Here is a 23796-nt window from a genome sequence, read left to right on the forward strand (position 1 = left end):
GAGAGCACGTGTTATTTGGGACTTAACAACTATTTAACTCATGCGCAAGCCGTGCTACGTGCCATGATGATTGAAATGATCAACAAGCCCGGTGATTTTGAACAGTGGTTAGGCCGTTTTGCAACCACCCCACGCCATGAGCTGGATATTGCACCTGCGGAACCACCGTATCAGCCGGAAGAAGTTCTGAGCGCCCTGAATGCCGGTGAAAAACTGATACGACTGAGCGGCCTGCGTGTCATGCGTGCCGGAGAACATTTCTTCGTTAATACAGAAGGCTGGATTACCACAGAAATGAAAGGTGCAGATATATTGTGCCAGCTTACGGAAGTCGGAATGAATGAACTCGGTGAAGCGCTAGAGAACCCAGTTTTTGTCGCAGAATTAACAGAATTTATCAATCAAGGATATTGGTACTTCGAAGAATAAGTCACACAGCCTGACAAGATAAAACACCTGCTGACGGGTGTTTTATTCGTCAATTTGGGATAAATAAATTACCACTTAGGCGATTATAACTTATATCTGAACCAACCTTTAACGATTACGTTGCTTGCGAATTGTGGCAATATCAAAAGCCAAACTACGTAAATTTGGTGTGTGGTTAATCAGTGCTCGATGGGTTGAAGCTTGGCTTATAAACACAAAACTTTCCCCCCAAGGTTGGAAATATTTATCCCGCACTAAGGGGCCGCAGCGCTGCTTTAATAAACCAGCAAGAGGGAGGTGATCGTCCCCTTTTGCCAGTACCTTCGGCGCTATATGCGGAAAATGTTTGGCGATGGGTTTAGCCTGTAAATACCAGCGATCCCTCGCAAAAATCGCCTGAGTAACCGCTAAATTATTATCACTGAGGTACCATGTTTGCGGTACCACTTGTTCTTTCAGGCATTCGCCAGCAATAGCTTCACGAAATGTTTTCGCATTCGCTAAATAGCGTGGGAGGTTATCTCGTACACGCTGATTTTGCGCCGTCACATTGCCCATTTTATAAGGGCCTATTCGCCATTGTTGCCAGCAATCGGCATTATATAAATCAAAATTCTCAATCTCTCCACCATGGCTATCTAGCGCTTTTGCATCACAAGGAAGGAGTTGGTAGGCACTAGGATACCCTGCAATATCATCAGGAGAGAAACCATTGAAATGCCGACTTCCTGCATAATACCCCGTTTCCATCATAGACCAAGCATGGTATGTCCCCTCCCACGGTGGACCAAACGCATACCATTTGGCAATTCTTTGCCGGTTCTCGTCACTGGTATGACGTAACCAATAGCGTACAGCTAAATTTGATGCTGATTGCGCAATAATAATAAATGGCTGTTGCTGACCAAATAAGGCCGTTAGCCTCGCGATTTCTTGGTCTAATTGCACCACGAGTTGACGATGATCGGCTCGCCAATCATGGGCGAGAAAGAATAAATCTTGCCCTTCCCTATAGCCTAACCCCACTTCCAAGACATCTTTCAGTTCTTGAGTGACCAAGGTGGTAAGTAATTTAGGGATGATGGTAAATTGGTGTAATTGCTCTGTCGCTAATACGTTAGGGATGTCATTCTCAGTGGTTTCACGATATTCATAGTCACTATGTGTAAACACTCCGCGATAATCCCCCCAAATAAATCGTTGTTGAGTTCTATCAAATAGCTTACTGCCCAATATTCCCGGTAGATAAATAATGGGAATGTTGGGCACTTTTGCGGTAAGTTTATGTTGGCTCAACTGCGCCATTATCATTCGGGCTCGTAGGTAAGAGTAACCGCGATTTAACGGCATACTAGCGTCCTTTTAGTGGAATAAAAGTCACTGGTACATTCTCACTACCCTGATGTGTTTTTTCTACTTCAGTCACCGGAAAATGGGCTCGATCATACACTTCAAAAAGCTGGCAAGGCTCATTCTCTCTATGATATAAGCGGATACCTGTGGACTTAGCATCACTTTTCGATAGCATAAAACGGGTACAACTGTTGGTATTAATCGTTCCTACAGGAGAGCCATCTTTGGCGACAAACTGGTAGAAAATTTCAGATTCATTCACTTGTTCAATATGGCAGGCTTGCACTGGGCCACGAAACGTATGATGAATACAGATCAATCCGTCAGGAATTGTCACTGATTGCTTATCCGCATTGGATTTTTCCCATGGCATAATAATCGACGTTTTAAAATGACAACTCGGGCAGTGCCCATTATCAAGATGAGGCTCGGCAATTAACCCACTGCGTTTCACTAGTAAGGTCTGGCACTCAGGACAATAAGAGTTCGCGCTCGTAGTATCAAACACATTCCCCACATACACATAACGCATACCATCACTAATAGCCTGTAAACGTGCTTGTTCTAAGAATGGAATAGAGGTGCGCTCAACATGGGTATATTGATAATCGGGATGGAAACGAACATAGTGCAGTGGAATATCCGCGTCCAAATGTTTGAGCATCCAATCGGACACTTTACGCGTTTCGTCAAGGCTATCATTGCGCTCTGTCACGCACAGGTTAGAGACTTCTAAATGTGGGTAATTAGTGCCTTTGCGTGCATCATAAACCTGTTTGATCCCATCTAGCACAGGGCGTAATCGCCCTCCCGTATGCTTACGGTAAAAGCTATCTTGCATTGATTTCAACGAGATACTGAAAATATCCATCACAGTTAATAACTCATCAATGCCTTTTTCGCTAATATAGAATGCACTTTTATAAAGATTTTTTAACCCTTTTTCACGGGCAAGCTTAGCGGTATCCATCACAAACTCATGCCAAACAATCGGGTCATTATAAGTCCATGATAATACGCGAATATTATGCTTTAACGCGTAGTTAACCACCTCTTCAGGGCTGTAATAAGCCACATTATTGTCTTGGACATAACGAGCCTGACTGGTACTCCAGTTCTGGCAGAAATCACAACGTAGCATACAACCGATATTACCAAGGGAAAGAATGCGCTCCCCGGGGGCGTAGTGATATACCGCTTCAGTTTCAATGGATTCTTGGGTCATTGGCACTGATTTGCCGTAATTGAGAGTGACTAGTTTCCCCTCTTCATTACGTCGCATTTTGCAAGTCCCCACGCGGCCTAGCTTAATTTTGCAAGCACGTGGACACAATTCACACTGTATTGCACCATTGGCTATCGGGTGCCATAAACGCGCAGGATACCCCGTTTTTTGCCATTGCTTCATAATCGCCATTTTATCACTTCCTTTTAATTATTAGAGAGTTGAGTCTCTATTCTTATGCCATTTCTCCATGCATTAAGTACCGATTTTAATTGCCAAGAAAAAGGCGAACCTTTGGCGGGCGTATTAATAAGATACCAACATGCTTTTTGATTATCTAAATCCGACAGAAGTTTAAAACCCGGCCCAAATGTGTAAGGTTTGGTTTTGATGGATTTATTTTCCCCCGCGTGGGATTGCGTTAGAAAATCAGCATTTTGCCGAGTCGCGTGAATAGTTTCACGATTGCCACCATGATAAGCATAATGCCCCGTTAATAGCTTATTGAGCCACAATGGCTTTTTGATACTGTGCTGAAATTCAACTTGTGGCAGTACCATTTTTTGACTCGCCATCAATGCCCGTGCGTAGGTTTCACGTAATAACATTTCAATATCGTTACTGTTATATTGCCAATCCTCACTATGATGCTGAAGAATAGCTAACACATTCCAGCGGTAACTCGGCCAAAAATCGGTATATAACGTTCTGGCTCCACGTCGGAGGGTTTTTTTGAGTAGGTAATCGGTAATATATTGGAACCACACTTCAAACAATCGAGAAGCGGTAATATTTTCCGTATTCCCATCCCACGTTGATAAATAGATATCCTCAGGCACGTAAGCCAATAAATACGGCAATGCTTTCTGGGCAAAATAGTCCGTTTTATCATCTTGAATAACTTTTAATGAGCTTAGCGTGTGCTGATCACTTTGCTTGAGAAGCGTCTCAATTCGCAGTGCACGGCTAGGAGAGTGCCAACGATTGGATAATGGCACTTTATTATCGAATAACGACTGCTGATATTGATTCGCATAAATCACATAACCACATTCTGGGTTATGCTCAAAAGGTAATTCATCAAAAGGAACATAACCTAACCACTGATGCTGAGGTTCGCTAAGTTTCAGCAGTAGACTCCCGAGTTGTTGATGACGTTGGGGGATATAACCCATTGTTTGTAGACCGATATCGCCATGAACATCAGCATATCCCACCATCATGGGGGAGTTTCTTACGTAACGTAGCGAGTCACGAAATGAGTTCCAATCATGGCATTTTGCGAGGGAATAAAAAGTAATATCCCCAGATGGGTCATCCAGCGCTGGCCAACGTAAAAACATGCCATAGCCATTCTTTTCAGAGACTAACTGCCCTTGAGCAAAATCATACGTTGTCAATGTATGTGATTTACCTGATTTTAATTTAATCTCATGTACCCGCTGCGTTAGTGGTAACGTGCCCGCTGCGGTTTCCACTTGCCGCTTATCCACATCCATTTTGCCCCAGAAGAGATCTTGGTTATCGGCCATAATGCCAACCATTCCCCAAGCGGCTTGTGTGTTTCGCCCCACAATGACCCCCGGCGCACCGGGGAAGTGAGAGCCAAGCACATTTAGCCCCTCTTGACTTTCTAAACGGCATAACAAATTAAAATTAGGATTAACTTGCCCCATATGTGGGTCAGAGGCGAGTAGTGGCTTGCCGGACGCAGTTAACGTTCCATTCACGGCAAACACATTCGACCCAGTATCAGGAGAAGATAACCCTAAATATTGCAATCCCTTTAGCCCATCTTTTAATGCTTGAAGCACTTCCTGATGGTAGTTACCTTGTTCATCCAAAGGTAGTGGAGCGATTTGTTCACCCTCTAGGCTAAATGTGGTCAGTAGCTGACGATGTTGTGTGGCAGAAAGTTTATTCGCAAGACGAGTATGAAACAGTTCATATTGCCAAGCAGAGTTAATAAAATATTTAAGTTGCCCTAATAAGTAGCTATCTTCTACCGTAAATTCTTCGGGGCGATAACGCAGTAATAAGCATTCAATAGGTAAGATTTTCATCTGTTTCAATGCATGGTTTATCCCCGCAATATAAGCTTGAATATGCAAATATTGTTGAGCTTGCCACGAGTCACTGACAGCTAGTTTATCTTGATTAGCCGCCCGTTTAGCCAGTTCCGGTAAACCTAATCGACGTTGAAAAATATCCGTACGTAAAGCCTCATTTCCCATGATCTCCGATAAGCGCCCACTGGCAACCCGGCGACTCAAATCTAACTGCCAAAGTCGTAGTTTTGCTGTGCCATAACCTTGGCCAAAAAATACCGCGCAGTCTGTATCTGCTTTAATGGATAACAGTTGATTTGATTCAAGCGCAACAACAACAGTTCCCCATGGGCAAGTTAAATGCTGAGGTTTCATATGCCATCCTTGTTTATGATATCAAAAGCGTTTTTTTGTTGAATTATCACATCAATCAACTCATTTTTGCTCTCTCCTGCACACCAGCCCAGCTCCCGCTGCGCTTTCTCGCTCGAATAGGTATAAGAGCTGCCATCCATAATGCGTAAGGCCTCTTGTGAAAGCGGCATGGTTAACCCTAAACCTGCCAGTTTGTCCATTATCCAAGCTAATGGTTTTAAAGATGATGCCGATTTAGAGGACAATTCATCCTTGTAGGTTATCTGGCTTAATAACTGAAAAATCTCAGGCATTGAGAACGTTGCCCCCGTCAATAAATAGCTTTGACGTTGGATCTCCGGTGACAGAAGTTTAATTAACCCATCACAAATATGGTTCACATGACAGAGCTGGAAAGTACTAGTGGTAGCAATTTGGAATGGGATTTTTTGACGAAAATACGCCTCTATTGTTTGCGCCAGTACACTATTATCCCCTGGCCCAAATACCCCACTGCAAATCGCAATATTAATTGGCGAACCTAGCTGCTGACGTTTAACCACCAGCTCATGGGCAATATGCTTAGTTTCTTCATAATAACTACGAAATACCCCATTATGACGGTGGCTTTCATCCAATAGTTGCCCATGAGTCTCACCAAAAGCAGCGGTGGTACTCATGTACAGAATTTGCGGTATTTTTGCCCGTTCAGCAGCTTCAATAACTTGCGCAGTGCCAACAACGTTGGTTTGGTACATCCCTTGATGTGCTTGGCGGCTAGGTGGAAGTCCCACACGGTAATCTGCCGCTAGATGGATAACCGTATCATGCCCCATCATGGCATCTTGATAACTTTCTGGATGCAAAATATCGCCAACGACTGTTTTAATCGTTGTCGGTAATGTTGGGCGACCTATAACGGCTCGTGAGGTTGACGTTCTTTGCAATACCGTGATTTGATATCCCAATGCGCTGAGTTTATTGACTAAATGGGAGCCAATAAAACCAGTTCCCCCCGTCATAAAAATGGATTGATTAAGCAAAACCATCACCCTCTTGATTGATAAAATATACCAATGCAGAGAGCATGAAAAAGCCATCATGCGCAGCATTCATTGGGCGGAGTAACATACTGCCAATTGGGCAGTAGCGCGTAAAACTATAGCTATTTAAGGATAAGTGGCGTAATTCCCCTTGGTAACCCAATGTCTGTAGCTGCCCTGCCCATTGTTGCTTAATCTTCCATAAACTTTCGGCTATGGGGGCAACAACCAGTTGGAAGCCCGCAGGTAACCATTGGGTCGGGTTAAACTCCGTTTGATAAGTCAGCCCCCAACCAGTAGCACCACTGTAGCAAGCAGGAAAAGCTGTTTTATTAAGAAATTGAGTAAACTTGAAGTTTTGATACTGCACCATCTGTTGCAAACGCAAAGTATCAGGCAGCACACTGAGTGTATCGAGCTTGGCTTTAAGTTGTTGATAAAGCTCATCTGCGCATTCAGGCTTATCAAGTAAAATAAACCGTGGGGAGCTACACACTTGCTGCTGAAATAAGCAAAAATCTTGTAGTAAAAAATCTATTGGAGGAAGCACATCACCAATAATTGCCATCCCACTGATTTTAGGCCCTAGCTCAACCAGTTTGATATTTGCCGGTGCCACTTGGCGATAGTGTCGAATGAGTGTTTCTCCCCCTGCTAGCAAAATAGTATCGACGCCTAACAAGATTTGCGAGTCATCTTGGGATTGGCTATCCCACTCCCTAATTTGACATTCATCATCACTCAGCCCAAGACGTTGACGAAGCACTTGTAACCACTGAGTGGAAATTCGTGATTTAATGCGAATTTTGCAGCCAATCAAATACGCCGCTAACAAGGCTTCAAGCGTACCCAAAGGATCGTTTTCTGAAACCACAATCAGCAGACGGTGAGGAGGACGCCAATTTCGCCCCCCAAGCTCCTGCTCAAATTTGTCTTTAATGCTGTCAGATTGGCTAAGATGAGCTAATCGTGAGAGACAAAAAGCCTGTGTGGCGCTATCTTTGGAAAATTGCCACTGCTCACTCACACAATCCACTAAACATTTCTGAATATTCGCAATTCTAGTGACTACTTGCTCCATCATTTAACTTGCGCCGCACATGTTCCTTCAGGAGAAGTCGCTCGCCCAATATAGCGTAAAAACGGTAACGGATGACCACAGACGCACTGTTGTCCCCAAGAACCGAGGTCTTGAGTTAGCAAGCGTTGAGACGGCAACGAAGCAAATAATGGGCTTTCTAAAGCAATAACACCGACTTGGTTTTCAGGAGCTTGTTCACCCTGTTCATCAATAATCGCAAAACGAGAAAACATCGGAATATGGAAATGACCTTCAGGGCAGCTGATATAGTGCAATGGGTGTTCTGTCATCCCATAAATGTCACGAATATCCACTAAGGGGGCTTGTAAGGTTTGTTGTAATCCTTGAACAATCTGTTCGCGGTCTAACTGCTTTGTCATTCCTTTCCATCCACCACCACTTAACCCTCTGACAGAGCCTTTTAATGTGAAAGCTTCTGGGCGGCTAAGACAAAGGTACTCAAAATAGAGCGTTAAACCAAAAATATAGATAGGCGCGTCATCTTGTGCCCAACGCTTTAAGGTTGACCAAGCCTGCTCATGGTCAAATTCACCATCTGGCGACACGGTAAATACTAATTCTTCAATAGGTGCACATTGGGTGAACTTTAAAAACGCGGTGGCAAACCCCGCATGATCGCCCTTAGCAGGATCTGGAGATAAAAGTAGAAAACGAGCTGGTGAGGGAGATATTAGCTTGTTATGTAAGAAAATCTGAACCATGCCAGTTTCAATGCGTTTTAAGCTAAGGTTATCGAAGAAAACTGCCGTTTTACCCTGCTTACCGGTGCCTGAGCTACTTAACCATATTCCATCACTATTCGTTTGCGTGGCCAAGTCGAGAGTTTTAAATAAATTAACCGGAAGTATCGGTTTTGGCTGAGCATCCCATAATCTTGCATAATTCGCATTATGCTCACGATGCCAATGGTCGGCATATTCCATGGCAGCATTAAATAGCGCATCATTTTTTCTCTCTAACGCGTAAGGCTCCTGGGTATTAATAAGTAAATCAATTGGATTATTATTCTCAGACATTTATTTACCCTTATAACATCATGGTTATTACCTACATCTTGTCGATTATTTGACTGAACTAAAGGTAAATAGTCTGAATGTTTGGATATTGTATTTTTATTTGCTGAATTATTGATATGGGGCATGGGTTAACTATATATGATTTTAGACCACACAGAATTTGTGGCTCTTGAGACAACTCTGTGTCTGCAATTGAATGTCTCAAATTACCAAAACACTAAATTTCAAGTGCAGCAAGGATTGCAGCTTCCATTTTCTCTGGGGTAGTAAATGGTGCAAAACGCTTAAGTGGTTTACCATCACGTCCAATCAGGAACTTAGTGAAATTCCACTTAATCCGTCCACCTAGCAGGCCGGGCAACTCGTTTTTCAGGTAACGAAACACCGGATGCGCTGAGGTTCCGTTGACCTCTACCTTCTCGAACATCGGAAAACTCACACCGTAGTTAATGTGACAGGTCTGCGCGATTTCGTCAGCGCCTCCGGGTTCCTGTTTACCAAACTGGTTGCAGGGGAAACCAAGCACCACCAAACCCTGCACGGCATATTTCTTGTAGAGTGCTTCGAGGCCACCGTATTGTGGCGTAAAACCACAATGGCTGGCGGTATTAACGACCAGAACCACCTTACCAGCGTAGTCGCCCATAGAGATAAGCTGACCACCAAGACTAGTCGCTGTATGTTGATGAAAAGTAGTCATATCGAGATCCTCAAAGCTAGAACCAGTTGGACGTCGACATTGCCACGCAATACGCTGCTGTCGGGTCATGGAGATTGGAAAGCCGCTCCTGTTCCTGATGGCATGGCAAGTCTGAAATCGTGTGCGACTTATCTTTGCAAAGTTAAACAAAAAAAACAACAAATAGGCGATTATTGACCTGCATCCATTGATTAAAATACCTTGATGTTTATTGCCTGCGTTTTGGCAGATGGAATGTATACAAAATAATATTACGAAATCACAAACGAGGTCTGTAACTCTACTTTATTTTTCAGTGTACACAATTTAGCGATAATTAATTTAACTTAGGAGTGGTACTATATCTTTTGATTGATGTGAATTATTAATATATAAGGATGTGGTATGTCATTTTTTCTTGGATTGTTATTACTGTTAGTCATTTTAATTGTTATTTGCAGAATACGCGCCTTAAGACACATAGCAAAACATACAATAACCGAAAAAGATCTTAAAACTTTTAGAGAATACAATGATATTGAAGATTATGAAAAAGAAGCCAAACAAGCAGTGTATGAGGTAATTAGATGCAAAACTATTTTTGATAAACTAAATTGTTACGTTGATTTAAGAATGATGTTTGAATCCCTTCATGCAGACTATTGTAAATACGAAAAGGTAAATCCATTGTTGATGGAGGCTTTACGCCGTAAATTTACTTTCGCATATTCCGCTTTCATTACGCCATACCCTGAGCCAATTGAAGAAAGTGGCTTAGAACGATTAAGCCTAATTCACACTAAAAAACATTGTCCCGAGTACATATGGAAACACATCATCGAAGCCGCAGTTTATACTAATGAAGAGTTAGATGAATATTTTGAAATGAAGGAATTCGACCCACTAGACAGAATGTGCACAGATATGGAGCTGTACAAGGATCTTATGGGCACCGTTCTATATGATGACGTGATGGGATGTTTTATTTATGAAGAAAATGACAGCTCTACAATTCTTGATAACGAGTTCTACACTGTTTCGAAAGAACAGTTAAATCAGTGGTTGGATGAAGAACTCGCATTTATAAGTTACCTGACTGAATCTTTGCTAAATATTTGCATTGAATACATAAGAAAAGAAAAAGGCATTATTAGAATTTGACGTTTTTTGAAAAACACCATTAACCCACCAAATGGATTACGAACTATCGAAAATGGCAGAAAAATAATGAAACTAACATCTCTTGTTTCAACTCTAACAACCCTAGCTTGCGAGCCCGGCAAATGAAGTCAATTTTACCGATTTTTGCTCTCTATTTAAGCAGTCAGGTTATTGCCTTAGCACAACCATCGGATTCACTTTTTAATTGCGAAAAATACAGTCAAAGCAGCGATAAATTTAAACAATGCCAGCAACACGAAATAGCCTGCCAAACATTAATTGATAATACGCCATTGAGGGCATCGTTATCTACTTCAAATACTTTTATTATAACAGGTGATGAAAGAGCCTATTTTCATGCCTTCCCATCAGAAATGTGCCGCTATGAAAATATATTTGTGATCCCAGGAGATCAGTTAGGCTTTGTTGGATTCACAACTCAGGCGCCCACTAATGATGAAACTTCATATGTACTCCTTAACTATAATGGGGTTTCGGGCTGGATCGATACACGTCAAGTGGAAACAGTACCCGAAAGTTGCGACTATATTAATAAATCGGCAATTGAAAGATTGAACACTCAAAAAGATAGGCTCCAACAAGCCTACCTCGTTAACTCATCAAAAGCCCCGATATACACAGCTCCACGCCCCCATTGTCAGGATAATCAACGTTTTTTAATTGAAAATGACCGAATTAAGGCCATCTATCCGGAACCTATCAATGGCTTTTATTTTGTGAGTTACACACATCCAGTTACAGGCTCTCATACGTTTGGCTGGCTTCAAACACAAGAACTTACTCTGGAACCGAGAGTCATTAACCAGAGCGACCTACCAGTCGTACCGCCTGATATCGTTGTTTTAGATTTCTATGATAACGACCTACTTCCTTTGGACTATTCATCTCACCACGACTATGAGTCTATTTTTATTACACCTGAGCTATTGGATAAAATTTCAAATTCCATTACATGTGATTATGGTGATGAAAATGAATTTTCAGCAGAGCAAAAAGCTATTTGTGATATAGAGAGAGAATGTGATCAACGAGGGTGTAATTGGGATGGGACGTGGATACCCGGTGGCGCTAACTATTATACAAAATCGCAAGATGTCTTTGATTCATGGGTTGAGAATCGCAAAGCAAAAGTGCTTTCAATTAACAAACAAAATGCCATTGTAGATTTAATCTTGGGTGAAGATAAACCTTATCCGCTTCATTTAATCGTTCGGTTAATCAACACGGATGGAAAATGGATGATTAATCAAATTGATGAAGTTAATACTAAAAAGTAATTTTAAATGAATTAAATGGCCAGTCTACTATTCGAAGCAAACGACATCTGAGCTTATGTGTACTAGCTCAGATATAATCGGACAGACCCCTGTATAAATAATTGGTAACTGTCAGATCAGGTCTGAGCTAGTACACCTAATACACTAGAGGATATATTTATTTTTAATCTTCTAGTGTTTACTTATTCATTTAACGAAGCTCAAATTTTTATTTTCTTTTCTATATTTATTTACACTTGATTTGTGTGAAAACTATTACTTCATTTTAGTTACCAGTCCTTTCCATTGTTTCCCACCTGCATAAGTCCAGCGACGTAGCTCATTACATGCCCCGTGAATATCGTCAGAGTTGAGTTTCTTTAGCAGCGTTGAGCAAGAGAAAGCACTCCTCCGCCGTAGTAATAACTCCCTACGGAGCGTTCCGTGATTAGAGTTAATAGAAAGCTACTAGATACAGTAGCCTAGATTTAGATTCATAGGACTAATACTTATTCAAGATAAGTTAAAATTGCTTCTTGACTATTGCCAAGGAATTCATTTCAAATAAGTATATCAATGCAGTACAATGAACTAATTTCTATATAGGGCGTGCATATGACACATCAAATCAAGCCTGAGTCAGATAATATCACCCAACCATATTGGCCTACTTTGAAGCTCATATTGAGCTCTCTTATTGTTTTTAATTTCTACTTAAATTTAGCTGATAAAAATAAGATTTCATTTCTTATTGGTATTTTCGACTTAACATTAATTCCTATGTTTGTATTCATAGTTGCATTCGTAACGAAGAATGCAACGTGGAAATCTTTGAAACTTAGTTTACTTTCGTCTCTTATAATTTATATAACATTTCAAACAGTTGATGCAATTCCACTGTATTTTTCAGGTGAATTAAGTTTAAAACTTTATATCTTTGAACCCCAGAATGGAGTATGGTTTTTTTTAGCCACGCCTGTTTGGCAAGCTTTTTTTTTATTGTTACCTCCAAAATTAAAATCCAATAGATTAATATTATTTTGTATTTTGATAGCATCATTAGTTTTTTCTTATTTAGCAAGTAATTACTTAATTAACTTATCAAGCTTTTTCTCTATTATTATATATTTCCCATTCTTTATAATTGCTTATTTAATTAATAATGAAAAAGTATCTTCACTTAGAAAAAAACCTTATTTTATAATTGTAATCACTACAGCTTTAGCTATAACCGCACTCTATCATGAGGAAAGTATCAATAGGCTAATTATAGACATGACTAAAACTGGTTTTATATCATCTTTTTTTGTTATTTATATTTTAAAATTCTTTATAAGTATAGTTTTAGGTTCTAGCATTATTTATTTCGCTTTATCAACTGATAAATATGCAAAAGTATCAAAAAATGCTTTAGGTGTTTATTTAATCCATCCTATTATTTGTTTTGTTTTATTACAAACCTTAACTTATTTTCATGTGGAATATAGTTTATTAGTAATAATATTATTAACATTATCAACTATTAGCATCGCACTTTTATTAGCTTTTAACTCAACCATTCACTGGTTCATTGAACCTAAGTTAAATATCAACAAATTAACACATTAGGACTGCTTGAAAATCACTCCCTTACCGCTTGAGATTTGCTACATTGGCACCAGTTACCAATGTAGCCTAACCAATTACAATGTCATTGCAGTAATTAAACATATAGACATGCAAAGAAAAGTTGCTTGGATTAATCCAGAAGATAGCAAATCAGGTAAGGCCATTGGAGTGGCATTAAATGATACATCATGTCAGGTACTGCGTAACCAAATTGGCAACCATCATAAATGGGTGTTTGTACACAAAGAGGCTGCAAATAGAAATGACGGAACAATGACTCCGGAAATCATAAAAATGAGAGTTGACAATAATCGCTCTTGGAACTCGGCATTAAAAAGAGCTGGAATTGAAGACTTAAGGTTTCATGATTTAAGGCACACAGGGGGCCAGCTAGCTTGTTCAAGCTGGAGTTTCGTTATCAATCAATGACATGCTAGTGGTGGCTAATATATTGATAAATTTGGTGGGCTGTGGGGGGTTCGAACCCCCGACCAATTGATTAAGAGTCAACTGCTCTACCGACTGAGCTAACAACCCGATGGCAAATATTTAACGCCTATCATTTGGTACAGTCAATGTTATTCTGCTATTTTTATTGTGTAAGTTAATTTTAAGTTGCGAATGTTAAATATATATTTGCTACAGATTGATTTATAACCGCTTCGATTTTAGTAAGCTAACTTTTCCTTACTATAATTGAGATTTATGTCACAATATTTAACGCAAACATAACCACATAAATAAAAAAATATTGTGGCTAAACATCATAAATCACTACCGGATATTTTACTGTATGGAAGAAAATGCGACGTCAAACTCGACTCAGCCCTCAGCTGATCGTAACCAATTACAACGCAGTCTTAGTAACCGCCATATTCAACTAATTGCTATTGGCGGTGCAATTGGTACTGGCCTATTTATGGGCTCAGGTAAAACTATCTCACTCGCTGGGCCCTCTATCATATTCGTTTATATGATAATCGGCTTCATACTATTTTTTGTTATGCGGGCAATGGGAGAATTACTCCTCTCTAATCTCAACTATAAATCATTCAGTGATTTCTCGGCAGACTTAATCGGCCCATGGGCTGGTTTCTTTGTTGGCTGGACGTACTGGTTTTGCTGGGTTATCACCGGTATTGCTGACATTATTGCAATCACAGCCTATGTCAGCTTTTGGGCACCCGACTACCCTGAATGGATAACTTCATTCATCTGTGTCATCACCCTATTAACCTTAAACTTAGTTTCTGTCCGACTCTTTGGTGAAATGGAATTTTGGTTTGCTATGATCAAAATAATTGCCATTATTGCTTTAATTGCAGTCGGTGGGACTCTTATTGCAATAAACTTCCAATCACCAGCCGGCCATACTGCTTCATTAAGTAACATTTGGAATGATGGTGGTATGTTCCCCATGGGGATCAGCGGCTTTTTTGCCGGTTTCCAAATTGCTATATTTGCCTTTGTCGGAATTGAGCTAGTTGGTACTGCGGCAGCAGAAACGCGTGACCCAGAAAAATCACTTCCTAAAGCTATTAATGCCATACCTATTCGTATCATTGCATTTTATGTATTATCTTTAATTGTCATTATGGCAGTTACGCCATGGCGCACAATTTTAGCCGACAAAAGCCCATTTGTAGAAATGTTTGTCCTAATCAGTTTACCTGCTGCGGCAAGTATCGTGAATTTTGTTGTACTAACCTCAGCAGCTTCATCAGCTAATAGCGGTGTTTTTTCAACTAGTCGTATGCTATTTGGCCTTTCCAAAGAAGGTGATGCGCCAAAACAGTTTAGCCAGTTATCGAAAAAAGCCGTTCCAGCAACTGGACTAATTTTTACCTGTATCTGTTTGAGTTTTGGTATCGTTCTAATCTATTTTATCCCCGATATCATGCATGCCTTTACATTGGTGACGACGGTATCTGCGATATTATTTATGTTTGTTTGGAGCATGATCTTATACAGCTATCTCAATTTCCGGAAAAGACGCCCTGAACTACATAAAGCTTCGCGTTACAAAATGCCAGCAGGTATCATAATGTCTTGGGTTAGCTTAGCCTTTTTTGCTTTTATGATTGTACTACTCGCATTCCAGCACGATACTCGGCAAGCGCTGATTGCTACGCCTGTTTGGTTTATTATCCTATTTGTTGGCTACCAAATAGTTAAAAGACGTAAAGTAAGTTAAGTTGATTGAATGAATGAATGAATGACAAAAAGGCCAGCGAGTTGAAAATAACTCGCTGGCCTTTTAAGTGATATATTCTGAATATGTTAACTTATCATCTATTTAACTTTATATTCAGCTTCCGCTTCATCAAAACGAGCCTGTGCAATAGCACTTGGCGCTTTAGTTATCATACTGACCACAACTATTGCAATCGCGGCAAATAAGAAGCCTGGAATAATTTCGTATAAATCAAACCACTTATACTTCATCCACACTAATACTGTAATGGCACCAACAAGCATTCCTGCCAAGGCACCAGTTCTGGTCATCCGTTTCCAAGTGACCGACAGTAAAACCACTGGACCAAAGGCAGCACCAAATCCAGCCCACGCATTACTCACTAAAGACAAAACCTTATTGTTAGGGTCGCGAGCAATATAAATCGCAATAGCAGCAACGAGCAATACCATACAGCGTCCGACCCAAACTAACTCTTTTTGGCTAGCATTTTTACGAACAAAGGGCTTATATAAATCTTCTGTTAACGCACTTGCACAAACGAGTAATTGGCAACTCAACGTACTCATTACTGCGGCTAAAATTGCAGACAATAAAATACCCGCGATCCATGGATTAAACAGAATTCCAGCTAACTCCATAAAAATGCGTTCATTATTTTTTATTACCGCGCCAGCTTGGCCCGGATTCATTTCAAAATAACCAATACCGAAGAAACCAACCGCAATTGTGCCGCCAAGACATAACACCATCCATGTCATACTAATACGCCTAGCTGAACGAATGGTACGATGTGAATCTGCGGCCATAAAACGCGCTAAAATGTGTGGCTGCCCAAAATAGCCTAAACCCCATCCTAGTAATGAAAGAATGGCGATAAAGTTCATGCCTTTAAACATATCCAGATATTCAGGGTTTTTTGCCTTAATAACTTCAATAGAAGTATCAATACCACCCATAGATAAAATGACCACAATCGGCGTCAATATCAGCGCGAAAATCATCAGTGACGCTTGAACAGTATCCGTCCAACTGACTGCAAGGAAACCACCTAAGAATGTATAGGCAATAGTTGCTAATGCACCAAGCCACATGGCTTTTTCATAACTGATATTAAAGGTGCTTTCAAATAATAAGCCCCCTGCAACAACCCCTGAAGCGCAGTAAATCGTAAAGAAAACTAAAATAACGACCGCTGAAATAATACGCAGAATTTTACTATTATCTTCAAAACGGCTTGTAAAGTAGTCCGGCAATGTCAATGCATTGTTATTTTTTTCTGTTTGTACACGCAAACGACCCGCGACAAATAACCAATTCAAATAGGCGCCTAAACTCAAACCAATGGCTATCCAACTTTCAGAAATACCCGCAATAAAAATAGCGCCGGGTAACCCCATCAGTAACCAGCCACTCATATCAGAAGCTCCAGCAGAAAGGGCGGTAACAACACTTCCTAAACTGCGTCCTCCAAGAATGTAATCATCAAAGTTTTTTGTTGAACGATAAGCAAGGTAGCCTATCAGCAACATGCCAAAAATATATACGATGAACGTGATGATCATCGGAGTACTTACATTCATCCGTTGTCTCCATAGAATTACTTATTAGTGAGTTATCTTTATAAAAATCATTGATAACTTGTCACTATATGATGTGGCACATAATTGCACAGTTGCAATTTTTTCATGCTCATCATTTATGTTGTGATTGTTTGCGTTGCACTTATTTTATTAGCTTAACCAGCACATGCTAAACAAAGTCACATGTAATTAACAAGAAATTAACCGAATTTTATTCTATAAATAGAAGCCATATCACAAATGTTAAAGTTATAAGTTAAATTATCAATTAATTGATTAACTAATCCCTCAACCTTATAAAGGTTATAATTAACTGATATACATATATAATTATTATTTTAGGCTGATAAAAACAAGCGTTGTTTCACATTTTAGCTACAATCATGATTAACAATGTTGCACAAAGTTGCAACACTGAGATAATGTTGTGTAACTTTTCTATTTTAAATACTGATGAATTAGAGGAATTAAGATGAGTAGCACAACAACTATGGGTGTAAGACTTGATGAAGCAACTCGAGAACGCATTAAAGCGGCCGCTCAACGTCTTGATCGCACCTCACATTGGTTGATCAAACAAGCTATCTATACTTATTTAGAACAACTAGATAATGAACAATTTATGCCTGAGTTGTCAGCCAATATGGACGCTAAAGATAACCAATTGATTAATGAAGATTTAGCTATAGAGACTCATTATCAGCCATTCTTAGATTTCGCAGAACATATTTTACCTCAATCTGTAAAACGCTCAGCCATCACTTCCGCGTACCGTATTCCAGAAACCCAAGCCGTATCCATGCTATTGCAGCAAGCGCAACTCCCCCCAGAGCAAGCAGAAGCAGCGCATAAGCTGGCTTATTCCATCGCTGAAAAATTACGTAATCAAAAAAGCAGCACAGGTCGAGCTGGATTAGTACAAGGGCTATTACAAGAGTTCTCGCTTTCCTCTCAAGAAGGCGTGGCGCTAATGTGCCTCGCTGAAGCCCTGCTCCGTATTCCAGATAAAGCCACTCGTGATGCACTTATTCGTGACAAAATCAGTAATGGAAATTGGCAATCCCATTTAGGTCAAAGTAGCTCGATGTTTGTTAATGCAGCAACATGGGGATTACTGTTTACCGGCAAGCTAGTATCAACACATAATGAAGCCAAATTGTCTTCATCATTAAACCGTATTCTAAGTAAAAGTGGTGAACCCTTGGTACGCAAAGGCGTTGATATGGCGATGCGTTTGATGGGTGAGCAATTTGTTACCGGTGAGACTATCGCTCAAGCCTTAGCCAATGCGCGTAAATTAGAAGACAAAGGCTTCCGCTATTCTTATGACATGCTCGGTGAAGCAGCTTTAACCGAAAAAGATGCTCAAGATTATATGGTGTCTTATCAACAAGCTATCCATGCAATCGGCAAAGCATCTAACGGCCGCGGTATTTATGAAGGACCGGGTATTTCAATCAAACTTTCAGCATTACACCCTCGCTATAGCCGTGCGCAATATGATCGTGTCATGGATGAACTCTATCCACGCTTATTGTCTTTGGTACTACAAGCCCATCAATATGATATTGGTATTAATATTGATGCGGAGGAAGCTGACCGTTTAGAGATTTCTTTAGATTTACTCGAAAAACTGTGCTTTGAGCCGCAGTTGGCAGGCTGGAATGGTATTGGTTTTGTCATTCAGGCGTATCAAAAACGCTGTCCATTTGTCATTGATTCTATTATTAATCTTGCACAGCGTAGCAACCGCCGCTTAATGATCCGTTTAGTTAAAGGTGCGTACTGGGATAGCGAAATTAAGCAGGCTCAAGTTGATGGGCTCGAAGGCTATCCAGTTTATACTCGTAAAGTGTATACTGACGTTTCCTATATTGCCTGCGCTCGTAAACTACTCTCTGCCCCTAACTTAATTTATCCTCAATTTGCAACTCATAACGCACATACGCTTTCGGCTATTTATCAATTAGCAGGTCAAAACTATTACCCAGGTCAATATGAATTCCAATGTTTGCATGGCATGGGTGAACCATTGTACGAACAAGTCGTGGGTAAAGTTGCTGATGGCAAGTTAAATCGCCCATGCCGTATTTATGCACCCGTTGGTACCCATGAAACACTATTAGCCTATTTAGTTCGTCGACTATTGGAAAATGGTGCCAATACATCCTTTGTTAACCGTATTGCAGATGGCACAATTCCTTTAGATGAGCTTGTAGCGGATCCGGTTAAAGATGTTATTGAACTGGCAAAAACAGAAGGCCAAATAGGTTTACCACATCCGAAAATAGCATTGCCTCGAGATTTATATGGAAAACGCCGAGTCAATTCAATGGGTCTTGACCTGTCGAATGAACACCGCTTAGCATCTTTATCCAGTGCACTATTGACTGCCGCAATGCAGGAAAAAATAGCCGCACCATTATTAGGTGCAGACTTCCAATCAGAGCAACCTACACCTGAAGCGATAGCTATCATCAACCCCGCTTGCCATCGTGATATTGTTGGTCATGTACGAGAAGCCACTGAACAAGAAGCCAATCATGCATTAGATATTGCGAACGATGCGGGCGCAATTTGGTTTGCAACCCCACCATCTGAAAGGGCAGCTATTTTATTGCGTGCAGCCGATCTTATGGAACAACAGTTGCAGCCACTTCTAGATGTGCTAGTTCGTGAAGCAGGAAAAACCTATGAGAATGCAATTTCAGAAATCAGAGAAGCAGTTGATTTCTTAAATTATTATGCAACTCAAGTTCGCGACGACTTTGATAACAATACCCATCGTCCTCTTGGCCCAGTGGTTTGCATTAGCCCTTGGAACTTTCCGCTAGCCATTTTTACGGGACAAATTGCAGCGGCACTCGCAGCTGGTAACCCTGTACTTGCAAAGCCTGCGGAGCAAACACCACTGGTTGGCGCAATTGCGGTTTCAATTTTACACCAAGCAGGTATTCCAACAGATGTGCTGCAATTCCTACCTGGAAAAGGCGAAACTATTGGTGCAAAACTGGTGGGTGACGAACGTGTTCGCGGCGTAATGTTTACGGGTTCAACAGAAGTTGCCGGACTATTACAGCGCAATATTGCAGGTAGACTTGATGCACAAGGTCGCCCGACCCCTCTCATCGCGGAAACGGGCGGGCTGAATGCGATGATAGTAGATTCATCAGCACTCACCGAACAGGTTGTCACTGATGTTGTTGCATCAGCATTTGATAGCGCAGGTCAACGTTGCTCAGCCTTACGTATTCTTTGTATTCAAGATGACGTCGCCGAACGTACAATCCGTATGTTAAAAGGGGCGATGGAAGAGTGCAGAATGGGTAATCCAGAGCATCTTTCGACCGATATTGGCCCAGTTATTGATAAGGAAGCCAAAGAAAATATTGAACAGCATATTCAGCAAATGCGCAGCAAAGGCAAAATGGTATTCCAAGCTGCTTTTAAAAACAAAGATGATCAGCAAGAGCAAATGGAAGGAACCTTTGTTAAGCCAACATTGATTGAGCTTGATGATGTCAGTGAATTGAAAAAAGAAGTTTTTGGCCCTGTTCTACATGTCGTTCGCTACAAGCGTGAAGATCTCGAGTCAATTGTTAATCAAATCAATGCTACAGGTTATGGACTAACTTTAGGTGTTCATACCCGTATTGATGAAACAATCAATCAAGTTATTGCCATAGCTAAAGTCGGCAACTTATATGTTAACCGTAATATGGTCGGTGCTGTCGTTGGTGTGCAACCATTTGGTGGTGAAGGTTTATCGGGTACCGGACCAAAAGCAGGTGGTCCACTGTATCTATATCGCTTACTGAGTGAACGTCCAGAAAATGCAGTTTGTCACACGCTAGAAAGACAAGATAGTGAATTGCCAATGGATGCAAGTGCACGCTCCCAGTTACTAATGCCTTTTGATGAACTCTCTTTATGGGCACAAAAACACGATCAACTAATTGAACCTACGGTTATCGAACAATTTTCTCGTCTCACACAAGCGGGAACTTCTCGCTTATTACCGGGACCTACAGGTGAACGAAATACCTATACCCTACGCCCTCGCGGAACGATACTGTGTATTAGTGATAATGAAAAAGATTGTTTAGTCCAATTGGCAGCAGTATTAGCAAGTGGTTGCCAATCACTGTGGCCTGAAGATGAACTTCATCAGAAACTATTTAAGTCACTACCAGAAAAAGTGCGCAATACTATTGCATTGACAAAAAACTGGCAAGAATTTCAAGGGCAAATTGAAGGGGTTATTTATCACGGAGATAGCGACCAACTAAAAGACATTTGCCAAGCGGTTACAACACGTAAAGGACCAATAATTTCTGTTCAAGGTTTTGAGCGTGGAGAAACGAATTTACGTATAGAACGACTTGTTCATGAACGATCATTAAGCGTAAATACGGCAGCAGCAGGTGGAAATGCTAGCCTCATGACAATAGGTTAAAATGCAAAGACCTGAACCTATTTAATTAGGTTCAGGTCATACTTTATATTACTCACTCTCTCCCCTATTCATTCCAACGTATTAATCTCTTAATATTAATTAATCATTCACCAATATTAAAAAAAATTTTATTTTTTAATAAAAGAAATAGCATGATTAAATCAAACAAAAAAATTAATTAAGGTTGAGAAAATTTGAGTGTACCTAAAACGGCAAAAGGTGTCCAAAGGACACCAATTTCATTATTAACAAGAAAAAATTAGATTAACCGCCTAATTTTTATTATGTTTTAATGTCTATTAGTTCTTTTCTGATTCCCAATATAAATACTGCTCATACTTACGTAAGGCAATATTATAATTACTGAATGCAGAATCAGTCATTTTTTCACTTAATTGCTCTTGAACCTTGCTTGCAGCAAATTCTTTCATCGAGAAATTAGATGAAGACAGCAGTTCGTCTAAACGGCGTAGACGGACAACATATTCACGAACGGTACTATGGCTCATCTCAGTCTGTAAGAACAAATACTGTTTAAATGACATAATATCAAAATAATCAGTATTGCTATTGCAGTAAATTTCACTACAAAAACGACAAAGTGCAGTAAATTTACCCTGCAGCTCTACCCACGCGCTCTCATCGACTAATTCAGTCATATCAGCGATAGCTTCTTTATTTAAGATGTCATCGTTGAATACTAAAGAAATACGATCAAGCGTCTTGTGACAATGTGCACAATGAGTTTGGCTGTGTTTAAAATCTTTGATGTAACGGCTCAGTGGCCGTTTCTTTACAATAGAAGCAGACATAATGGTAAAGCCCTGTGTGTAAGTCTAAATATAAAATTGTAACAATATAAATCTTGTTACATACATGTCATGCCCATAGCATTAATAAAATGTCTACTATGTTGCATAGTGATACGACCTAAGCCGCATCTATTTTTCTTACTTTCCCTTTAGGCGAATATTCATCCTGAGAATGTAATGTAAGAAATTTTATTTCCCTTTGTCTGACACATTCTAACTCGTCTATCACTCTTTGGCGAATTTCTACAACGAGTAAATTTTGATACGAATTTGATTTAGCGTCAACTAAGAAAAAATATTTATTGTTAATTATGTACACATAATTTTAACCTAAGATTCCGATTCTCGATCGGCCTAAGGGGGAAGACTTTACCTGATAATTCGAGTTTCGTACAAAGGAAATTTGATTTAAAAATCAATCTTATACTCATACAAAGGTTTAAATCGTAAATTTGTGATTCAGCTCACTTTTCTCTTCTATAATAGCATCTTAAATGTACAGCTTATAATTCTGACAATATTGAATAGGCAGACATATGCCGAATTACGTAAAAAATAATTTACACTTTTCATTTTTTATTCTGTATTTACTGCATATACAAAAAAGTTATAAATATGAATGAAATTGTTATAACACTCTAAAATTTCAGTTTATATCTGAAATGCGCTCATAATATTTAGTTATTTTTACTTAGTGAACAGTTTGTTTGTCATATGGCAAAATAGTTAGAATACGTATCTACTACATAACAACGCCATAACCAAAATCAGATTGAAAAACAAAAAACCAACATACTGATAACAAAAAATAAGATAAAAGCTACTATTTAATATTTTTATAGAGTGATATTTTTATATTATGCCATTTAAGACACTATCACTAATAAAGTTATAGCTTAATTCATTGATTTAAAAGCCATTTAACACGAACGATAATACATGAAAATCATATCTTACTTTTAGGATTTGTTACAATTGATATTAAAAACTTCTCTTATATACTTTGTTTTGCAATATTTATAACTAAATAATTTAAAAGGTTGATTATGAAAAAGTTAATTTTAGCTTGTAGTATGGGGTTATTGGCACTGACAATCACTGCTTGTTCTGAAGAAGAAAAGAAAAGTGAAGTTGCTGGTGCAACTGAAACTTGTAATGCTTACTTCGCAGAAGTTGATAGTTTAATTGCAAAAGCTTCAGAAAATCCGCAAGCAAAAGCGCAGTTAGATGCGATGAAAGGTCAATTGGAAGAAGGCAAAAAACAAGTTGCAGCACTGCCTAAAGATCAACAAGACCAAGCCTGTCAGCAAGGTATTGATGCAATGAAACAAATGAAAACTGCTTTAGGTCTGTAATAAGCCGAATTCAGTTTAGTACACGAAAGAGTCATATTTTGGCTCTTTCTGTTTAAACCTATTCCTCTTTATGCTTTGTTATACAATCCATTCTATGAATA

The 23796-nt window shown here is 39.7% G+C and carries 17 protein-coding genes, 1 tRNA gene and 2 pseudogenes; 9 read left to right on the top strand and 11 right to left on the bottom strand.

Annotation, left to right across the window (positions count from 1 at the left end):
- A partial coding sequence (locus tag ACTH6U_RS12055; protein ID WP_441832276.1) for a winged helix domain-containing protein occupies positions 1 to 429 on the top strand: 429 nt, incomplete at its 5' end.
- 108 nt (positions 430 to 537) lie between these two features.
- Here the strand turns inward: ACTH6U_RS12055 and ACTH6U_RS12060 are convergent.
- From ACTH6U_RS12060 to ACTH6U_RS12090, 7 genes are all read right to left on the bottom strand, one after another.
- Positions 538 to 1779, bottom strand: a complete 1242-nt coding sequence (locus ACTH6U_RS12060; protein WP_441832277.1) for a lipase/acyltransferase domain-containing protein — start codon at positions 1777 to 1779, stop codon at positions 538 to 540.
- Between the two features lies 1 nt (position 1780).
- Positions 1781 to 3199, bottom strand: coding sequence for an AmmeMemoRadiSam system radical SAM enzyme (gene amrS / locus ACTH6U_RS12065; protein WP_294107834.1), 1419 nt, complete (start codon positions 3197 to 3199; stop codon positions 1781 to 1783).
- A gap of 14 nt (positions 3200 to 3213) precedes the next feature.
- Positions 3214 to 5430, bottom strand: a complete 2217-nt coding sequence (locus tag ACTH6U_RS12070) for a penicillin acylase family protein (RefSeq protein ID WP_294349576.1) — start codon at positions 5428 to 5430, stop codon at positions 3214 to 3216.
- On the bottom strand, positions 5427 to 6458 hold the full coding sequence (locus ACTH6U_RS12075; RefSeq protein ID WP_336430854.1) for an NAD-dependent epimerase/dehydratase family protein: 1032 nt from the start codon (positions 6456 to 6458) through the stop codon (positions 5427 to 5429). The genes ACTH6U_RS12070 and ACTH6U_RS12075 overlap by 4 nt, the downstream gene beginning before the upstream one ends.
- Complete coding sequence (locus tag ACTH6U_RS12080) at positions 6445 to 7536, bottom strand: acyl-CoA reductase (RefSeq protein WP_441832278.1); 1092 nt, start codon at positions 7534 to 7536, stop codon at positions 6445 to 6447. Before ACTH6U_RS12080 ends, ACTH6U_RS12075 begins: the two co-directional genes overlap by 14 nt.
- Positions 7533 to 8570 carry a LuxE/PaaK family acyltransferase gene (locus ACTH6U_RS12085; RefSeq protein ID WP_441832279.1) on the bottom strand — a complete coding sequence of 346 codons (1038 nt, stop codon included), beginning with the start codon at positions 8568 to 8570 and terminating at the stop codon, positions 7533 to 7535. Before ACTH6U_RS12085 ends, ACTH6U_RS12080 begins: the two co-directional genes overlap by 4 nt.
- Positions 8571 to 8787: 217 nt before the next feature.
- Entirely contained in the window at positions 8788 to 9270 is a 483-nt protein-coding gene (locus ACTH6U_RS12090) for a glutathione peroxidase (protein ID WP_441832280.1), read from the bottom strand.
- On the opposite strand from ACTH6U_RS12090, the gene ACTH6U_RS12095 reads away from it, so the two are divergent.
- From ACTH6U_RS12095 to ACTH6U_RS12105, 3 genes are all read left to right on the top strand, one after another.
- Positions 9256 to 9447: a hypothetical protein gene (locus tag ACTH6U_RS12095; RefSeq protein WP_441832281.1), complete on the top strand. Its 192-nt coding sequence runs from the start codon at positions 9256 to 9258 to the stop codon at positions 9445 to 9447. The genes ACTH6U_RS12090 and ACTH6U_RS12095 overlap by 15 nt on opposite strands.
- A gap of 207 nt (positions 9448 to 9654) precedes the next feature.
- A complete protein-coding gene (locus ACTH6U_RS12100; RefSeq protein ID WP_336430857.1) occupies positions 9655 to 10410 on the top strand; it encodes a DNA-binding protein in 756 nt (251 codons plus the stop codon).
- A gap of 122 nt (positions 10411 to 10532) precedes the next feature.
- Positions 10533 to 11708 (top strand): hypothetical protein, encoded by a 1176-nt coding sequence (locus ACTH6U_RS12105; protein WP_441832282.1) that lies wholly within the window; start codon positions 10533 to 10535, stop codon positions 11706 to 11708.
- A gap of 255 nt (positions 11709 to 11963) precedes the next feature.
- Here ACTH6U_RS12105 and ACTH6U_RS12110 read toward each other — a convergent pair.
- A pseudogene (locus tag ACTH6U_RS12110) lies at positions 11964 to 12092 on the bottom strand (glycoside hydrolase family protein); the annotation flags it as partial.
- A 210-nt stretch (positions 12093 to 12302) separates the two neighbouring features.
- On the opposite strand from ACTH6U_RS12110, the gene ACTH6U_RS12115 reads away from it, so the two are divergent.
- Positions 12303 to 13295, top strand: coding sequence for an acetyltransferase (locus tag ACTH6U_RS12115; protein WP_441832283.1), 993 nt, complete (start codon positions 12303 to 12305; stop codon positions 13293 to 13295).
- A gap of 96 nt (positions 13296 to 13391) precedes the next feature.
- Positions 13392 to 13719, top strand: a pseudogene (locus tag ACTH6U_RS12120) (tyrosine-type recombinase/integrase); the annotation flags it as partial.
- A 37-nt stretch (positions 13720 to 13756) separates the two neighbouring features.
- Here the strand turns inward: ACTH6U_RS12120 and ACTH6U_RS12125 are convergent.
- Positions 13757 to 13832 (bottom strand) — tRNA-Lys (locus ACTH6U_RS12125).
- 256 nt (positions 13833 to 14088) lie between these two features.
- Between ACTH6U_RS12125 and cycA the strand changes: the two genes are divergently transcribed.
- Complete coding sequence (gene cycA, locus ACTH6U_RS12130; protein ID WP_294107222.1) at positions 14089 to 15489, top strand: D-serine/D-alanine/glycine transporter; 1401 nt, start codon at positions 14089 to 14091, stop codon at positions 15487 to 15489.
- A 98-nt stretch (positions 15490 to 15587) separates the two neighbouring features.
- Here cycA and putP read toward each other — a convergent pair whose 3' ends face one another.
- On the bottom strand, positions 15588 to 17072 hold the full coding sequence (putP, locus tag ACTH6U_RS12135) for a sodium/proline symporter PutP (RefSeq protein ID WP_294107223.1): 1485 nt from the start codon (positions 17070 to 17072) through the stop codon (positions 15588 to 15590).
- Between the two features lie 472 nt (positions 17073 to 17544).
- Between putP and putA the strand changes: the two genes are divergently transcribed.
- The gene (gene putA / locus ACTH6U_RS12140) at positions 17545 to 21528 is read left to right on the top strand and encodes a trifunctional transcriptional regulator/proline dehydrogenase/L-glutamate gamma-semialdehyde dehydrogenase (protein WP_441832284.1); all 3984 of its coding nucleotides are present in this window, start codon (positions 17545 to 17547) and stop codon (positions 21526 to 21528) included.
- Positions 21529 to 21827: 299 nt separating this feature from the next.
- Here the strand turns inward: putA and fliZ are convergent, their stop codons facing one another.
- Positions 21828 to 22340, bottom strand: coding sequence for a flagella biosynthesis regulatory protein FliZ (fliZ, locus tag ACTH6U_RS12145; RefSeq protein ID WP_294107225.1), 513 nt, complete (start codon positions 22338 to 22340; stop codon positions 21828 to 21830).
- Between the two features lie 1046 nt (positions 22341 to 23386).
- Between fliZ and ACTH6U_RS12150 the strand changes: the two genes are divergently transcribed.
- Positions 23387 to 23695 (top strand): DUF5339 domain-containing protein, encoded by a 309-nt coding sequence (locus tag ACTH6U_RS12150; protein WP_294107226.1) that lies wholly within the window; start codon positions 23387 to 23389, stop codon positions 23693 to 23695.
- Positions 23696 to 23796: the final 101 nt, after the last annotated feature.

This window comes from Providencia sp. (assembly GCF_052096715.1).
In the GTDB taxonomy this organism is placed as follows: domain Bacteria; phylum Pseudomonadota; class Gammaproteobacteria; order Enterobacterales; family Enterobacteriaceae; genus Providencia.

Coding starts and splice junctions, on each gene's coding strand:
- ACTH6U_RS12150 (WP_294107226.1), top strand. CDS start 23,387: ATGAAAAAGTTAATTTTAGCTTGTAGTATGGGGTTATTGGCACTGACA.
- ACTH6U_RS12070 (WP_294349576.1), bottom strand. CDS start 5,430: ATGAAACCTCAGCATTTAACTTGCCCATGGGGAACTGTTGTTGTTGCG.
- putA (WP_441832284.1), top strand. CDS start 17,545: ATGAGTAGCACAACAACTATGGGTGTAAGACTTGATGAAGCAACTCGA.
- ACTH6U_RS12090 (WP_441832280.1), bottom strand. CDS start 9,270: ATGACTACTTTTCATCAACATACAGCGACTAGTCTTGGTGGTCAGCTT.
- fliZ (WP_294107225.1), bottom strand. CDS start 22,340: ATGTCTGCTTCTATTGTAAAGAAACGGCCACTGAGCCGTTACATCAAA.
- ACTH6U_RS12095 (WP_441832281.1), top strand. CDS start 9,256: ATGAAAAGTAGTCATATCGAGATCCTCAAAGCTAGAACCAGTTGGACG.
- amrS (WP_294107834.1), bottom strand. CDS start 3,199: ATGGCGATTATGAAGCAATGGCAAAAAACGGGGTATCCTGCGCGTTTA.
- ACTH6U_RS12075 (WP_336430854.1), bottom strand. CDS start 6,458: ATGGTTTTGCTTAATCAATCCATTTTTATGACGGGGGGAACTGGTTTT.
- ACTH6U_RS12115 (WP_441832283.1), top strand. CDS start 12,303: ATGACACATCAAATCAAGCCTGAGTCAGATAATATCACCCAACCATAT.
- putP (WP_294107223.1), bottom strand. CDS start 17,072: ATGAATGTAAGTACTCCGATGATCATCACGTTCATCGTATATATTTTT.
- cycA (WP_294107222.1), top strand. CDS start 14,089: ATGGAAGAAAATGCGACGTCAAACTCGACTCAGCCCTCAGCTGATCGT.
- ACTH6U_RS12060 (WP_441832277.1), bottom strand. CDS start 1,779: ATGCCGTTAAATCGCGGTTACTCTTACCTACGAGCCCGAATGATAATG.
- ACTH6U_RS12080 (WP_441832278.1), bottom strand. CDS start 7,536: ATGATGGAGCAAGTAGTCACTAGAATTGCGAATATTCAGAAATGTTTA.
- ACTH6U_RS12105 (WP_441832282.1), top strand. CDS start 10,533: ATGAAGTCAATTTTACCGATTTTTGCTCTCTATTTAAGCAGTCAGGTT.
- ACTH6U_RS12100 (WP_336430857.1), top strand. CDS start 9,655: ATGTCATTTTTTCTTGGATTGTTATTACTGTTAGTCATTTTAATTGTT.
- ACTH6U_RS12085 (WP_441832279.1), bottom strand. CDS start 8,570: ATGTCTGAGAATAATAATCCAATTGATTTACTTATTAATACCCAGGAG.